Annotated in this window: 11 protein-coding genes and 1 tRNA gene; 9 read left to right on the plus strand and 3 right to left on the minus strand. The window is 67.7% G+C overall.

Going from position 1 to position 15,072, the window contains the following annotated elements; translation table 11 throughout:
* The first annotated feature begins 16 nt into the window (after window positions 1–16).
* Genes U6958_RS14825 through U6958_RS14850 form a run of 6 tightly spaced genes read left to right on the plus strand, consistent with a single transcriptional unit; the run spans window position 17 to window position 9,721 of the window.
* On the plus strand, window positions 17–2,944 hold the full coding sequence (locus U6958_RS14825) for a DUF4132 domain-containing protein (protein ID WP_074921329.1): 2,928 nt from the start codon (window positions 17–19) through the stop codon (window positions 2,942–2,944).
* Window positions 2,944–4,068 carry an AAA family ATPase gene (locus tag U6958_RS14830; RefSeq protein ID WP_046241649.1) on the plus strand — a complete coding sequence of 375 codons (1,125 nt, stop codon included), beginning with the start codon at window positions 2,944–2,946 and terminating at the stop codon, window positions 4,066–4,068. The genes U6958_RS14825 and U6958_RS14830 overlap by 1 nt, the downstream gene beginning before the upstream one ends.
* Window positions 4,058–6,511, plus strand: a complete 2,454-nt coding sequence (locus U6958_RS14835) for a DUF5682 family protein (RefSeq protein ID WP_074921361.1) — start codon at window positions 4,058–4,060, stop codon at window positions 6,509–6,511. Before U6958_RS14830 ends, U6958_RS14835 begins: the two co-directional genes overlap by 11 nt.
* Window positions 6,512–6,558: 47 nt before the next feature.
* Window positions 6,559–7,752: a VWA domain-containing protein gene (locus tag U6958_RS14840; RefSeq protein WP_074921328.1), complete on the plus strand. Its 1,194-nt coding sequence runs from the start codon at window positions 6,559–6,561 to the stop codon at window positions 7,750–7,752.
* Window positions 7,749–9,419, plus strand: a complete 1,671-nt coding sequence (locus U6958_RS14845) for a hypothetical protein (RefSeq protein WP_074921327.1) — start codon at window positions 7,749–7,751, stop codon at window positions 9,417–9,419. The genes U6958_RS14840 and U6958_RS14845 overlap by 4 nt, the downstream gene beginning before the upstream one ends.
* Entirely contained in the window at window positions 9,416–9,721 is a 306-nt protein-coding gene (locus tag U6958_RS14850; protein WP_017403878.1) for a hypothetical protein, read from the plus strand. Before U6958_RS14845 ends, U6958_RS14850 begins: the two co-directional genes overlap by 4 nt.
* On the opposite strand, the gene U6958_RS14855 is transcribed toward U6958_RS14850, so the two are convergent.
* A complete protein-coding gene (locus U6958_RS14855) occupies window positions 9,706–10,533 on the minus strand; it encodes an oxaloacetate decarboxylase (RefSeq protein WP_016451625.1) in 828 nt (275 codons plus the stop codon). The genes U6958_RS14850 and U6958_RS14855 overlap by 16 nt on opposite strands.
* 310 nt (window positions 10,534–10,843) lie before the next feature.
* Between U6958_RS14855 and U6958_RS14860 the strand changes: the two genes are divergently transcribed.
* Window positions 10,844–11,905: a helix-turn-helix domain-containing protein gene (locus tag U6958_RS14860; RefSeq protein WP_047475355.1), complete on the plus strand. Its 1,062-nt coding sequence runs from the start codon at window positions 10,844–10,846 to the stop codon at window positions 11,903–11,905.
* 177 nt (window positions 11,906–12,082) lie between these two features.
* Here the strand turns inward: U6958_RS14860 and U6958_RS14865 are convergent, their stop codons facing one another.
* Both U6958_RS14865 and U6958_RS14870 read right to left on the minus strand, forming a co-directional pair.
* Window positions 12,083–12,556, minus strand: a complete 474-nt coding sequence (locus U6958_RS14865; protein ID WP_043790505.1) for a hypothetical protein — start codon at window positions 12,554–12,556, stop codon at window positions 12,083–12,085.
* Window positions 12,557–12,934: 378 nt separating this feature from the next.
* The gene (locus U6958_RS14870) at window positions 12,935–13,792 is read right to left on the minus strand and encodes a hypothetical protein (protein ID WP_244160463.1); all 858 of its coding nucleotides are present in this window, start codon (window positions 13,790–13,792) and stop codon (window positions 12,935–12,937) included.
* Between the two features lie 208 nt (window positions 13,793–14,000).
* Here U6958_RS14870 and U6958_RS14875 point away from each other — a divergent pair, with 208 nt between their 5' ends.
* Together U6958_RS14875 and U6958_RS14880 are read left to right on the plus strand one after the other, a co-directional pair.
* A complete protein-coding gene (locus U6958_RS14875) occupies window positions 14,001–14,447 on the plus strand; it encodes a phosphoadenosine phosphosulfate reductase family protein (protein WP_074921325.1) in 447 nt (148 codons plus the stop codon).
* 356 nt (window positions 14,448–14,803) lie between these two features.
* A tRNA-Gly gene (locus tag U6958_RS14880) sits at window positions 14,804–14,877 on the plus strand.
* The last annotated feature ends 195 nt before the right edge of the window (window positions 14,878–15,072 follow it).

Consider the following 15,072-nt stretch of genomic DNA (forward strand, 5'->3'; position numbering starts at 1 on the left):
CAGAACCCCTGAATCCATGAACTCTTCGACCCTAGAACACACCGACCAGGCCACGCTGGAGGAACTGAGCGCCTCGCTGCCACCCGCCGAACTGGTCCAGGTGCTGGCCAGCCGCATGCGCGCGGGCCGGCATGACGAAGTGGGCGCCTTCACGCGCAAGGCCTTCGACGACTATTCCAACCCCATCCGCGCCCTGGGCAACTTCGATCTGCCCTGGACCCATGACCATGACCTGTGGCTGGCCTTCGCGCGGCAGACCATCCCCTTCGGACGCAGGATCGACGGCAGCCTGGACGGCGACATTCCACGCCACAGCCCCGAGCTTGCGGCCGAGTTCGAGCAGATGGCGCGCGCCAGCCTGGCCCGTCCACCTGCGCCGGACGGCGACAACGACTACCGTGAAATCCGCATCCTGGACATGTTCGGCTGGCTCTGGTACCCGGGCATCAGCCGTGAACGGGTGATGCAGCTGCTGGACTGGGCCGCAGAGTTGAACGTCCAGTCCGGTGGCGGGTATGACAGAGCCGACTGGAAGCTGCTGCTGGGCAGCCTGGACGACCAGGACCTGATGGAGCTGGCCGAGCGCGGCGGCGCGCTCTATGCCGACATCCGCGATGTCTACATGAAGCGGCACAGCGACGTTCCGCACCCGCAGCGCTGCGCGCCCTGGTACGACTTCTACCGCCGCCATCCCGACTGGTTCGACGACAAGCCCATCAACGAAGACCCGGGCCTGATCGCGCTGCGCTGGGACCTGGGCGCCGATGCCCAGCGGCGCCTGGAACTGGTCAACCTGCTGCTGGGCAGGGCGGACCATGAGCCGGCCGACTACTTCATCCCCATTTTCGACCGCCTGGTGCGGGAGGATTCCGCGCCCTTCGTCGCCTGGATCGAAGGATGGCAGCCCAAGTACCACTTCGATGCGGTGGTCGCCCAGCAGATCTGGACGGCACGCTACCCGGAGCTTTTGCCCCATCTGCTGCGCTGCATATTGCAGAAATCGCGGATCGAGCCCTTCATCGGACTGCTCAACCAGATGCTGGCCGAGCAGCCCGACTACCTGCGCGAGATTCCCACCGTGCGCCTGGCCCCGCTGCTGGCGCAGCTGGACCCGGCCATGCTGCATGCCCGGCTGCCCCTGCTGGGCGAACTGCTGGCTGCCAGCAGCTCGCGGGCGCTGCGCGAAGCGGTGGCGCGCTTCATGCAGGGACTGGATGCGCAGGCCGTAGGCGCTGTCTTCGAGTCCAACGCCTGGCTGCAGCGGCGCGAGAAGGCGATGCAGCTGGCCTGCCGCGACATCCTGCTGGTCCACCCCGATCCCGGGGTCGCACCGCTGCTGCAGGCGCTGCTGCGCACGGGCCTGGACCTGGGCTCCGAAAGCATGGTCGAGGGCCGGCTGCTGGCCCTGGGTGTGCCAGTGCCGGGTGCTTTGACCGTGGCGCAGGGGGAGGGGGGCAGGGTGCCGCTTGACGCACTGGAGGCCCGCGTGGCGCGCTTCAAGCGCTTTTCCAGCAGCATCAAGGCCTATGACCAGCCAGAGACCCTGGCCCTGTTCGCGCCGCTGTCCGGGCATGCGGCCCGCATCGTGCTGCATCTGGTGGCCACGGCCGAGGAAGAGCTGCCGCCGCTGGTGGAGCAGTTGCTGGCCCATGTGCCGGCCGAAAGCCGCGCCCAGCTGTCCCTGCACCTGGTCAATGCCTGGGTGGCCCTGGAGGGCGAGCCCAAGGCGCGCTGGGCGCTGCGACTGGCCAACGGCCATGTCGACGACCGCCTGGTGCAGACCCTGGTGGCCGCCGTGAAGGCCTGGGGCTGGAGCAAGAAGCTGCGCGCCATCATCGCCGTGGAGCAGCTCGGTGCGCTGGACACGCTGTACGCGCTGTCCCAGGTCCAGACCCTGTCCACCTCGCGCAAGCTCAAGGACCTGGTGATTGCGGCAGCGCATGACGCGCTGGAGGCAGCCGCCCAGCGGCGCGGCCTGAGCCTGATCGAGCTGTATGACGAGCTGACGCCCGATTTCGGCCTGGGCGGCGAAGGCCTGGTGCTGGAGGTGGGCCCGCAGCGCTACCGCCTGCAGCTGCAGGGCGACCTGAGCCTGCGCGTGGTGAGCGACAAGGGCAAGGCCTCCAAGACCCTGCCTGCGCTCAAGGACGAATCGCTGCGCCTTCAGTGGAATGCGGCACAGGCCGAATTCAAGACCGTTGCCGCTGGCGTCAAGGCCATCGCCAGGCAGCAGGCGCCGCGCATGGGTACCGCCTTCATGACGGGACAGCGCTGGTCCGTCCCGCGCTGGCGCCGCCTGTTCCGGCAGCATCCCCTGCTGCGCATCATGGGCCGCACCCTGATCTGGCGGCTGGAGCAGGGCGCCAGCTTTCGCATTGCCGAGGACTTTTCCCTGCTCGATGCCGCAGACGATGCCGTGGAGCTGCCCGACGATGCGCAGGTGCTGCTCTGGCATCCGGTCGATGCCGCAGCGGGCGAGGTTGAGGCCTGGCGCACCTGCCTGGCCGACCACGAGCTGCAGCCGCTGATCGACCAGCTGGGCGCAGGCGCACAACTGCCCGACGCCAGCCAGTGGAAGAACCATGCACTGCACCCCGCCGGCCCGCTGCAGATACGCCAGGGCGCGCTGTCCGGCCTGCTGGCCAAGTGGAACTACCGCCCCGGCCCCGTGGGGGACGGCCCCGGCATCTACGAGCACAGGCTGGACCTGGCAGGCCCGCAGCTGTACATCGAGCTTCACCACGGGCGCTACATGCCGTTCATGGAACTGGACCACCGCGTGGACATCGCCCATGCCGTGGTCTATGACAGCAGCCACCGCGGCGAGGATGGCCGCTGGCCCCGGCTGCAGCCGCAGCAGTGGCCGCGCGCGCTGCAGGCCACGCTGATGGCGCAGTTCGCGGCCATCGCCGCCAAATCGGCCAGCACCAAAGAGAGCGACTGATGGCCACCAAACGCATTGCAGCGCCCACCCCGGAACCTGCCGCCCAGCGGCTGCCGGCCGAGATGGCCCACGCCCAGGAACTTGCGGCCCTGCAGGCCGCCGACCAGGGCCCGCGCCCCGACGGCTGGCGCCTGAGCCCGCGCTCCGTTCGGCGCTTCATCCTGGGCGGCCCGGCCCCGGATGGCGGCGGCCCCGAAATCGCCCGCAAGATCCACGGCAACGATGCCCTGGTCGAGCGCGCCATCGTCACCCTGGCCGGCCAGCGCGGCCTGATGCTGGTGGGCGAGCCGGGCACGGCCAAGTCCCTGCTGTCCGAGCTGCTGGCCGCCGCCATCAGCGGCGACAGCAAGCTCACCGTGCAGGGCGGTGCCGGCGTGGTGGAGGAGCAGATCCGCTATGGCTGGAACTACGCCCTGCTGCTGCGTGACGGCCCCGGCCCCGAGGCCCTGGTGCCCGGCCCGCTGCACCGCGCCATGGGCGAAGGGCGGCTGCTGCGCTTCGAGGAGATCACGCGCTGCTCCACCGAAGTGCAGGACTGCATGGTGCCCGTGCTCTCCGACCGGCTGCTGCAGATTCCCGAACTCAAGCACGAGCAGCCCTGGCTGCTGGCACGGCCGGGCTTCAATGTGATTGCCACGGCCAACCTGCGCGATCGCGGCGTCAACGAGATGTCGGCCGCGCTCAAGCGCCGCTTCAACTTCGAGACCATGCGCCCGCTCGAGGGCGTGGCCGCGCAGGCCGCATTGATAGGGCAGGAGGTGGGCCGCGCACTGGCGCAGCAGCGCATCGGCACCACCGTCGCGCCCGATGTGCTGGCCCTGCTGGCCACGGCCTTCCAGGAGCTGCGCAGCGGCAGCGTGGAGGGCACGGCCGTGGAGCGGCCGGGCACCGTGCTGTCCACGGCCGAGGCCATCGACGTGGCCTTCAACGCCGCCTGCCAGTGCTGGTACTTCGGGCAGGAGCGCGTGGGTCCGGCCCACCTGGCGCGCCATCTGCTGGGCACGGTGATCAAGGACGACGACGAGGACCGTCGCCGCTTCGCCGAATACCTGCGCGTGGTGGCACGCCAGCGTGCAGGGCAGCCGGCTTGGCAGGACTTTGTCGCAGGCGGCCGTGAGCACTGAGGCCGCCGAGGCCATCGCCTGGCTGGCGCCGCTGCCGCAGCTGCGCCTGGTGCCCGTGCGCCACCACAGCCCGCGCTGCGCCCACCACCTGCGCGCGCTAATGCGCGAGTTCAAGCCCAGCCACGTGCTGATCGAAGGCCCGGGCGAGCTCGATGCCCTGCTGCCTGCGCTGCAGCACGCCCAGGCGCGTCCGCCGCTGGCGGCCTACCTGCATGCGACCGTGGCAGGCGGCGATGGCGCACATGAAACGAATGGCTCGAATGGCGCTTTGGAGGACGACTGGCGCTGCCGCTGCTATGTGCCCTTTGCGGCCTTCTCTCCTGAATGGGTGGCCCTGCGCGAGGCGGTGCGGCTGCGCAGCCATGTGCGCTTCATCGACCTGCCCTATGCGGCGCGGCTGGCCCAGGCCGCGCAGCTGGACTACTTCGCCTGCGCGCCCGAACCCCTGCTGGCCGACGAGCCCTCGCGGCGCGCGCCCGACGTGCTGGCCGGCCTCATCCAGGCCGGCGGCTGCCGCGACTTCGACGAATGGTGGGACCGGCATTACGAATCGGGCAATGAGGACGCCTCGCCCCAGGCGTACTTTGCCGGCGTGCTGGCCTTCAGCCAGCTGCTGCGCGAGCGGGACGAGGCAGCGGGCGGCGCGGGCCCTGATGCCGAAGACAGGGCTCGCGAGGCCCACATGGCCGCCCAGGTCCGCGAGGCCCTGGCCGAAGGCGGGCGCTGCCTGGTGGTCTGCGGCGGCTTTCATGTGGCGGGCATCGTGGCTGGCATCACCGCTGGCCTGTCGGCGCCCGAGCGTCCCGCTGCGGCCGGTCAGCCCATCGATGTGGGCGTGCATCTCATCCCCTACACGCTGCAGCGGCTGGAGCGTGCCAGCGGCTACGCGGCCGGCATGCCCATGCCCGGCTACTACCAGGGCGTTTGGCAGGCGCTGGAGCAGGGCGCCTCGCAACCCGATGCCCAGGCCTGGCCCGAGATGGCGGCACGCACCGTGAACGGCCTGCGTGCCCGGGGCCTGCCCGCCAGCCTGCCCGACGCGGCAGAGGCCGTGCGCCTGGCCCATGGCCTGGCTGCACTGCGCGCCTGCCACGGCGGCCGGGCCGAGCTGCTGGAAGCGCTGGACAGCGCCGTGTTCAAGGAGCATGCCCAGGCCCTGCGTCCGCAGCCTATGGAGCCGCAGGCCGGGCAGCAGACTGGTCAATGGCTGCTGGACGCCGACGACTACGGCCAGCTGCCACCCAACGCGCCGGCCGCCCCGCTGCTGGTCGATGTACAGGCCTTCTGCCTGCGCCACCGCCTGCCCGTGCGGCCTGCCGCACCCGTGCGCAAGGAGCTGGACATCTACCGCAGCGCCCGTCACCGCCGCCTGTCGCAGGGACTGCACCGGCTGCGCTACCTGGGCGTGCCCTATGCGCAATGCCTGGCGGGACCGGACTTTGTGGCGGGCACCGGCCTGGCGCGCGTGCGCGAGGTCTGGACGCTGGGCTGGCAGGTCGAGACCACGGTGGCACTCACCGAGGCCATGCGCCACGGCTCCAGCCTGCAAGAGGCCGCTGTCCACCGCGTGCTGGAGCGGCTGTCGCAGACCGCCGACACCGAGCCGGCGCAGCGCGTGCTGGAAGTGCTGGTCATGGGCCTGGACGGCATTGCCCAGCAGGTGCTGGACACCGTGCAGGCCTGGATGGAGCGCAGCCACGACGCCCTGGCCCTGGCCCGCGCCACCGGCTGCCTGGCCCTGGCCTACGAGGCCCGCCATGCGCTGGGCGGCGTGGGCCTGGCGCGCCTGCTGCCGCTGCTGCGGCGCTGCTTTGCCCAGGCCTGCCTGCGCCTGCCCTGGCTGGGCGAGGGCGATGCATCCCAGCAGGCACAGGCCCTGGATGCCCTGGCCGATCTGCACGGCATGGTCTGCCGCGCCGTGCCCTGGGCCGACGCCGGCCTGTTCCACGATGCCTGTGCCGCCTTGCATGAGGCAGGCGCCGACAGCACGCCCGCGCGCGTGCGCGTCGCCACCGCCGGCATCCTGAGCATGGCCGGCCGCTGGCAGATTGCGCAGACCGATGCCGCCCTGCGCGCCATGCTGGGCCTGGCGCAGGTCGATGCTGCCGCCATGGGCGAGTACCTGCAGGGCTTTGTGCGCGTGGCCAAGGGCTGGCTGCTCAGTCATCCGCCGCTGCTGCGCCTGCTCAGCGACGGCATTGCGCACTGGCCGCAAGACGCCTTCCTGGCCGGCCTGCCGGCCTTGCGGCTGGCCTTTGCCCAGCTGACCCGTGCCGAACTGCGGCAACTGGCCGGGCGGCTGGCCGGTTTGTCGGGCGCGGCCACGCCACCTGGCGCAACCACGCTGGCCTGCGTGCACCTGCCATCGGACGAGGCCCTGGCGCACAGCCGCGCCCTGGCGGCCCAGGTGGGCCGGCTGCTGCAACCCTGGGGACTGTCATGAGCCGGAAAGATCCGCCAATGCACAAACTGCCAATGCACGAGCCGCCAATGCAGGAACAGGCAATCGATGCCGCCACCCTGCGGCGCTGGCGCCTCATCCTCGGGCCCGAGGCGGCCCAGCCCCTGGCTGCGGCGCAGCCGCTCGATGACGCCGATGCGCGCCGCGACGCGGCACTGGACTATCTCTACCAGCGCGAGCACCGCCTGCGCGAGCAGCCCGACGGTGCAGGCACCGACGCCTGGCAGGGCACGGGCGGGCTATCCGCGCGCCAGGGCGGCAGCGGCGTGCCCGAGCCGCAGGCCGTGCACTGGCTGGGCGAGGTGCGCGACCTGTTCCCGCACAGCGCCGTGGAAACGCTGCAGCGCGATGCGCTGTCGCGCTATGGACTCCATGGCCTGCTCAGTGATCCCCAGGTCCTGGCCGAGGCCACGCCGAGCATCGAACTGGTGGCCGCCTTGATGGCGGTGCGCACCAGCCTACCCCCCGAGGTGCTGGCCGAGGCCCGCCGGCTGGTGGCGCGCGTGGTGGCCGATCTGCAGGCGCGGCTGTCCTCGCGCGTGCACTCGGCCCTGGGGCGGCGGCGCAGGCGCCGCAGTAGCCGGGGCCAGGGGCAGATGAGCGATCTGGACTGGCCGCGCACCCTGCGCCACAACCTGCGCCACTACCAGAGCGAGGGGCAGGTGCTGGTGCTGGAGCGCCTGTTCTTCAGGGAGAACGAGGCGCAGCGCCTGACCTGGGACCTGTGGCTGCTGGTAGACCAGAGCGGCTCAATGTACGAATCCGTCATCCACAGCGCCGTGATGGGCAGCATCTTCGCGCGCGTGCGCGCCTTGCGCACCCATGTGCTGCTGTTCGCCGACGAGGTGGCCGACGTCACCAGCCAGTTGCATGCGCCCGAAGAACTGCTGCTGGGCGCGCAACTGGGCGGAGGCACGAATATCGGTGCCGCCCTGGCGCATGCGGCCGGGCAACTGGCCGCGCCGCGCCGCAGCGTGGTCGTGCTGATCACCGACCTGTACGAAGGCCATGACGAGGCCCGCGTCATCGCCGAGACCGAGCGGCTGATCGCCAGCGGTGCGCGCGTGCTGGTGCTGGCCGCCCTGGATCGCCGCGCCCATCCCGACTACGACCGGGACCTGGCTGCGCAACTGGTGGAACGCGGTGCGCAGATCGGCGCCATGACGCCCGACCATCTGGTGGACTGGCTGGCCCGTGTCATGCAGGCAGGGCGATCCTCATGATGCAGGAATGGCTGCGCACCCTGGACGATGACGCCATTGCCGACTGGGCCAACAAGGGCCTGCTCAAGCGCGGCGCAAAGGCCCTGGCGACATTGGATGCGGCGGCCTGGGAGCTGGATGCCAGCCATGCCCGGGCCGATATCGAAGGCCATGTCCAGACCCTGGCGGGTGCGGGCTTTGCCACGCTGCAATGCAGCTGCCCCGCGTATGGACCCTGCCACCATCTGTGCGCCCTGCTGCTGGGCCTGCGCGCGCGCCTGGCCAGCGGAGTGGCGGCCGATGAGGCAGCACAGGCCCCTATCGCGCCATGGCTGGAGGGCGATGCCGAGGCCGTGGCGCGGGCCTTCGGCAGCGCTGCCCAGCGCAAGGCCCTGCGCTGGATGGCACAGGGTTTCGAGGCCGTGCTGGAAGAGACGCCGGCCGCGCTGGTCGGTGAACTCTCCAATCCCGACGAAGTGACCGTGCGCCTGCCGCGTGCTGGCGGCCTGGCGGCGGCCAGTTGCAACTGCAAGGCCGCCACCTGCGCGCACCGCGCCCTGGTGGCATTGCAGGCCCGGCGCGCAGCGGGCGCACCCATGCCCGAGCTGCCTGCGCATGCGCTGGAAGCCGGCGCACTGCAGCGCCTGGCGCAGGTGAGGCTCTGGCTGACCGGCTGGGTGCTGCAGGGCCGTGCCGGCATGAGCCCGGCCTTCCTCGACCAGGGCGAGGCACTGTCCACCGAACTGCGCCAGGCCGACCTGCCGCGCCCCGCCAGCGTGCTCAACCTGCTGGTGCGCGCATTGCGCGACGAGCGCGCGGGCCGCGCCGGCGCGGCCGAGCGCGTGGCGCCCCTGCTGGCCGCGCTGTGGATGCTGCTGCGCGGCCTGGCCCAGCAACCCCTGCCTCGGCCCCTGCAGGAGCTGGCTGGCGTGCATAGGCGCAGCTACCGGCGCGTGCAAGGCCTGTGCCTGCATGCCGTGGCGGCCGAGCTGTGGCTGGCGCGCGGAGGGCAGCGCGGTTTTTCGGTGCACTTGCAGGATGCGGCCAGCGGCCGGTTCCTGACCTGGTCGGCATCGCGCGCTGAGGGCTTTGATCCGCAATGGGAGCCTGCCCAGGCGCTGGAATCGGAAACCCTGGGCGGCCTCACGGCAAGGCAGCTGCTGCAAGGTCCTCATGTGCTGGTGGACGGCTGGGTCAGCGACGACGGCCGCCTTTCGGCGCGGGATGCCACCCGGATGGTGGCGGCCCAGGCGGCCGGCCCCTTGCCGGGGGCCGACGACCCCCAGGTCCTGCTGCGCCGCCATCTGCAGGAGCTGCATGCAGACCCCTGGCGCCAGCAGCCGCCCCTTTGGGCGCGATGGCAGGTGAGCGGCAGCGGCCTGCCGCAGACTGACCTGCTGCTGCAGCGCTGGACGATGGAGCTGCAACCGCAGCTGCCAACCTCCGGCCCCGTCATATGCCTGGCCGGCGATCTGCACGGCATGCAGGGCAGGGCGGGCGAGGCCCTGCGCCGGGAGCTGGCGTGCGGCCGGGTGCTGCAGGAGGTCTTTGGCCGCGTGGAATTCGTGGCCGGGCGATTGCAGATGGCCGTGGCATCGGTGCGCTGGCGGGACAGTACGGACTGGCACCATCCCAGCACGGCCTGGAAGCCGCCGCCAGCGCAGGGCAGCAGGGAGAAACAGCCATGAGCACGGCACCGAACGAAAACGCCGAGGCGCCGCTGCGCCATTGGCTGGCACAGGGCCAGGTCTGGCTGGCCGATATGCAGGCCGCAGGCCTGGTGGGTGCCGGCGCACCGCTGCTGGCCGCAGGCCGGGCCTGGGCCGATCAGGCCGCACTGCTGGGCTGGTCCGCCCTGGCACGGCAGATGGACGGCGTGCTGGACCCGCAGCTTGCGCCGGTGGAGCGCGCGGCCGCCCTGCTCGATATCGCGGTCTGGGTCATGACCGCGCAGCGGCTGCAGGCCGGTGCGGATCAGTCCTTGCCCTGAAAAAAGCCATTGAGCTCGGCGCCCGGCGTGGCCTGGGCGAACGCGTCGAAGCGCCCCGTCTCGGCAATGGAGCGCGCCGCATGCAGAAAGCCGCCCCAGGCTGCGCGCGCCAGTGCGCCGCCCACGCTGATGCGGCGCACGCCCATGGCCTCGGCATCCTGCAGGCTCCATTCGCTGGCCCCTCCGATCAGCAGATTCACCGGCTTGGGTGCCACGGCCGCCACCACGGCACGGATCTGCTCGGCGCTGCGGATGCCGGGTGCGTACAGGCAGTCCGCGCCGGCCTCGGCATAGGCCTTGAGCCGGGCAATGGTGTCGTCGAGATCGGGCCGGCCCACGAAGAAATTCTCCGCACGCCCGACCAGCAAGGTGCTGCCGCCTGCCTCGTCGATGGCAGCGCGGGCGGCGCGCAGCCGGGCCACGGCGTCCTCGATGCTGCGCAAGGGGTTGGCCGCATCGCCTGTCGAATCCTCGATGGACAGCCCTGCCACGCCGGTGTCCAAGGCCATGCGAACGCTCTCTGCCACCTCCTGCGGACCCAGGCCGAAGCCGCTTTCAAAGTCCGCGTTCACGGGCAGGTCGGTGGCCGCGACCAGGGTGCGCAGATGCGCCAGGGTCATGTCGCGCGAGATGGCGCCATCGGGCCGGCCCAGCGACCATGCATGGCCCGAGCTGGTGCTGGCCAGCGCCTTGAAGCCCAGGCCCTGCAGCATGCGGGCGCTGCCGGCGTCCCATGGATTGGGTAGTACAAAGCAGCCCTGGCGGTGCAGGGCCCGGAAGCTGGCACGTTTTTGTTCGGTGGTAGGGGTCATGGAACACTCCGTTTTGACTCTTGAGAAACTCAAGCATCGATTCTCCAAGGCCTGTGAACGCTATCCACCGCCACAGGCTGAATGGCTGCTGGACCTGCCGAGGCACCAACTTCTGCGCATCTTCCTGCATCACTGCCTGGGTTGCATCTTGACGGGCTACCGTTCGTCAGTTTGATTCGCCCCAGCACACATTGCGTTACGATGCCGCGGCTCTCAAATGAAAGCCGTCCTGGGCGAGTGTGTCGCAACGCCTTGGCTGCTATCGGAGGGACGGCTTCACCACGGCATTCTTTTGCCCAGATCATTCGACATGCAGACTCCGACCTCAGCCCTGCCGAGCACCACCTTCACCACCGAGCAGTGCCTGGAGGCGGACAGGTTCGACGCTTGGCGCAGCGGCATCTCTGTACTGTTCGATGTGACCCCGCTGGAACGCGGTACGGTGCGCGGTGGCTTCCACGCCTCGGTAGATGCAGTCCACTTGGGACAATTGCTTTTGGGAGACCTGCGCTTCGGTGCACAGCGCTTCTCGCGCGGACATGCACGCGCGGCCCATGACGGGCTGGACCACTATCTGGTGCAGTGGTACCGGGGAGGCGGCTTCACAGGGCGCTGTGACGATGGTCACGAGCTGACGGTGCAAGCAGGTGATGTGGTCTTCTTCGACATGGCTCGCTGCCAGCATACCGTTGCGGACGACTCCCATGTGCTCTCGTTGATCGTGCCCCGCAGCCTTGGCGACCAGGCAATGGGTGCATCGAGTTCAGGCTTGCACGGAACCGTGTTGACCCGCAGCAGCATCTTCGCCGGGCTATTGGCAGATCATCTTTGCGCTCTGCAGCGACGCCTGCCTTCCATCGGCCTGGAGCAGGCTGACGACATAGTGCATGCCACTACCCAGATGCTGGCGGCCTGCCTGCGCCCCAGTCTACGGACGGTGGCCGAGGCTCGGACTGAATTGCAGGCAGCAATGCTGGACCGTATCAAGCGCCATATCGCGCGAAACCTGGCCGCTCCCCTCTCGCCCGAGCTGCTTTGCCGGTGCTTCGGCATCTCACGTCACCGGCTCTATCACCTTTTCGAACCTTTGGGGGGTGTGATGCGCTATGTGCAGCAGCGACGGTTGCAAGAGGCCTTCCATGCCCTGTCAAACCCTGCCTACCGACGCCTGCGTGTCGCCGAGGTGGCCGCGCGCCTGGGCTTTGCCAGTGAGGCCCACTTCAGCCGCGCATTCCGGGCCAAATTCGGCCACACACCCAGCGACATACGCGCCATGGCGAATTCCACACGCGCGGCATGCATCAAGCCTCCTTCCGGGACCACTCCCGCCACCGTGGAGTATGCGGACTGGCTGCTGGGGCTCATGGCCTGAGTGCCGGATGGATGGTCTTGCCCCAGGCTGACGCTCAGTCGAAAACGTCAGGGGCTTCTGCATGCAGGATGCTCTGTGTGCAACTGCACCTGGTCTCCCTGGCCTCTGAAAGCCTTTTCATGCTTGCATCAGGAGGAAAGATTTCCGTGTCCCTAGTCTCCAGGGTGGACACCCGGCCTATGCACGAGCAGGTGCACGCAGTCGAACCCTGAAGCCTTCAGCGATGCTGTAGCGAGGGATGCCCTGACCCTCGTACTGCCGCATCAGGCAAAGAAAGCGGTGCTTGAGCTGCATGGCCGCGCTGAACTCTTCCCAGGCGATCAACGCGCAGGGTGAATCACCATAGGTGCTGCAGATTCGTACCTGGCGTCGGTCCGGCTCCATCTGCGCCCAGCCGTCCTCCCGCAGGCTGACGGGGCACACCTGCGGATTGCGCAAATCCAGCAGATCGGTGAGATAGGGCAGCTCCAGGTCGTTGAGCCAGTAGCAGTTGAAGAAGTGGTGCATGACGCCCAGTGCGTCGGGCGAGCCACAGGCTTCGAGATTCATGTGCATGCGTACGTAGGAATCGCAGAGGCGCATGCTTTGCACGCGCAAGCCGCTCAGCCGGATTTCTGCGTTGGTGCTCTCGCAAGAGACGGTGTCTTGCATGCTGTCTGCCGAGGTTGGATGGAACGTTGCTTGCGACTGTAGCCCGCTTGGCTCGGATTTGTCGCACAAATCGCCGCGCCCACGCCCGTAGCCAGCCCGAAGACCACCGCCGCGGCGACGCCCTGCCGGCTGCCGATGTCGTCCCCCTGGGCAGCGTGGGCACCCCGAAGTACCGAGGCAGACCTCGAACTGGATCGACGGCAAGGACAGGGAGCAATTCCTGATCGAAACAGCCAAAAGTTAGGCAACGGACTGCCGATACACCAAGCAGGCAGGTGCGCGCCAAGTCTAGGCGGCACCTCAAGCCCTTGGGCGCGCACGCGCCAGGGGCTTTTTTCTTTCAGCACGGCACTGTGGGCCTGGGATCAAGGAATCGGGTCAATTCGGCTTCGTATAGAAGCTGTGACCATTTTCAAGACAGGCCTTTGCGCCAAGCGGCTCCAGATTGGAGCGGCAGATGCCGACCACGGTGCGCGTATTGCTCAGCGTATTTCCCGCCGTGTCCCACCCGGACCAGTTGAAGCGCCCAGTCAAGACCCCATACTCGTCTACTTGCAGGTTCTCAACCTTGTAGGAATGGACATTCGGTCGAGTAGACGGGTCCTTGCAGGTCACGGACCCGGCGGAGTTGACAGACTGCCCCGAGACTTCGAGTCCACCTTCGTAAAAGCATGAACCGCCGTTGACCAACTCTTCTTCCATCCGAAAGATGCCATCCTTTGCGTAGATATGGATCGTCCCAGGGGTCACCTTTCTGACCATTTCCTCCGCGGTGGAATAGCTGAAAGATTTTGTGTGAAGGCGGCTCAAGTGGTCTTCAAAGCGAAATCTCTTCATCAGTTGAGTGGCTTCGCCGGGGAGCGTGATGGACGCCGATGTCTCAGTGTCGAAGACGATGCGAACAGGGCCCACGACTTGTGCAACTTCGCCGTTCTGCGCCGGACCTCCCAGCACGCGACCGCCCTGGTATTCGGCCAGCTCCCCCTCGAAGATCTTCTCGTCCTTCAACCGGCCTGCCGCTTGCAGGAAGAGTGCCGACCCGTCCGTCCTATAGCCGTAATAGGTGACGATGACGTTCAGCCCGCTTTGCCTGTCGATCTGAATGCCGCGTCCTGGCTTGCCGTTCAGCTCCCCGTCAATCGTCCACATACCTGAATCAGGCAGGGCCGCCATTGCCGGCGCAGCCAGGCAGGATACGAGCGCAGAGAACACAGCACTACGGGCAAAACGATTCATAACGACTCCATTGATGTTTGAGCTGCAAAAAAACGATTAACTATAACTGGCAATCATGTGACTGCGATATTCCAATTCAAGTCAAGTTTTGGATTCAATTTGGGTAATCTATTTGCTCGCTAACTCTTGCATCAAGAGGCAGGCAACCCGCCCCGAAGCCCGAACGGTGCAGGCAACTCGGGCTTTTGATGTTCTGAATTCCCAATCCATGGCGACAAAGCACGTCATTTCCGTATCTGGCGGCAAGGACAGCACAGCCGTGCTGCTGCTCGCCATGGAGCGCTGCCCATCCTGCAGCATGGTCCCGGTCTTCTGCGACACCGACAACGAGCATCAAGCTGTCTATGACGACTTGGCCTGTCCGGAACACGGCGAGGGCAAGGACGGCAACAAGCGCTGGAGCCACGGCGCCAAATACATCAAGGGCTCCTTGGGCCCCGCGACGGCCAGCGGCGGCGGCCAAAACCTCGCCTCTGCTTTCATGGTCCAGGCCAACGGCGGGTTCAACAGCACGCCGGCCCGCGACCTGCGCGACCCCATGAACACGACCAGCACGCGCGACCGCCTGGCGTTCGCGACCGTGTGGCTCAAGGGCGAGCCTTGGGAGGATCGTGGCTATCACGTTGCGCATGCTGGTGCCGCGCGAACTCCATAACGCCCAAGACTTTCCTCCTGGCTACCTCATCGACCGTACCGTCCCCTGGCAAGCCCCTGACGAAGACCGCCCAGGTTCGTATGCTCGACCACTCCGTGAGTCCCGTGCCCACGCAGCAAGCTGCTTGAAAGAACGCGGACCGAATAGCACTAGAATCTCTTCCAGAGTCATGGCGTAGGTTTTACTGCCAACGGTGTAGGGAGCAAAAACCTACGCCAGAACCTACGCCAAGTTCGTAAGTGAAGATGGATTCGCTGGGTGCCAAGTTGAGGTTCTGCGGCAAGCGCGCCGTGAAATTTCCAAGAAATGCAAGCCCTTGGCGAAGAAATGCATGATTCGACAATGGCTTGGCCAAGGCGGGCGTCGTTCAATGGCAGGACCTGAGCTTCCCAAGCTCAAGACGTGGGTTCGATTCCCATCGCCCGCTCCACTGCATCGTTCCAGGGAATTCTGAGGAAGTCCAAGAGGCATCGTAAGTCGTTGATTCTGGTTGAGTTTTCGACACCTCGATGTTCCAGTGGGCTCCACGGAAATCCACCTGAAGCCACGACGTTTATGTCCATTTTTGTGTCCATTTTTGCGGGCACGACGGCTTCCGGATTGTTGCTAGGGCGCTGAGGTCGAT

This window comes from Delftia lacustris (genome assembly GCF_040267515.1).
GTDB lineage: Bacteria > Pseudomonadota > Gammaproteobacteria > Burkholderiales > Burkholderiaceae_C > Comamonas > Comamonas tsuruhatensis.

Coding starts and splice junctions, on each gene's coding strand:
- U6958_RS14855 (WP_016451625.1), bottom strand. CDS start 10,533: ATGACCCCTACCACCGAACAAAAACGTGCCAGCTTCCGGGCCCTGCAC.
- U6958_RS14825 (WP_074921329.1), top strand. CDS start 17: ATGAACTCTTCGACCCTAGAACACACCGACCAGGCCACGCTGGAGGAA.
- U6958_RS14865 (WP_043790505.1), bottom strand. CDS start 12,556: ATGCAAGACACCGTCTCTTGCGAGAGCACCAACGCAGAAATCCGGCTG.
- U6958_RS14840 (WP_074921328.1), top strand. CDS start 6,559: ATGCAGGAACAGGCAATCGATGCCGCCACCCTGCGGCGCTGGCGCCTC.
- U6958_RS14875 (WP_074921325.1), top strand. CDS start 14,001: ATGGCGACAAAGCACGTCATTTCCGTATCTGGCGGCAAGGACAGCACA.
- U6958_RS14870 (WP_244160463.1), bottom strand. CDS start 13,792: ATGAATCGTTTTGCCCGTAGTGCTGTGTTCTCTGCGCTCGTATCCTGC.
- U6958_RS14830 (WP_046241649.1), top strand. CDS start 2,944: ATGGCCACCAAACGCATTGCAGCGCCCACCCCGGAACCTGCCGCCCAG.
- U6958_RS14845 (WP_074921327.1), top strand. CDS start 7,749: ATGATGCAGGAATGGCTGCGCACCCTGGACGATGACGCCATTGCCGAC.
- U6958_RS14850 (WP_017403878.1), top strand. CDS start 9,416: ATGAGCACGGCACCGAACGAAAACGCCGAGGCGCCGCTGCGCCATTGG.
- U6958_RS14860 (WP_047475355.1), top strand. CDS start 10,844: ATGCAGACTCCGACCTCAGCCCTGCCGAGCACCACCTTCACCACCGAG.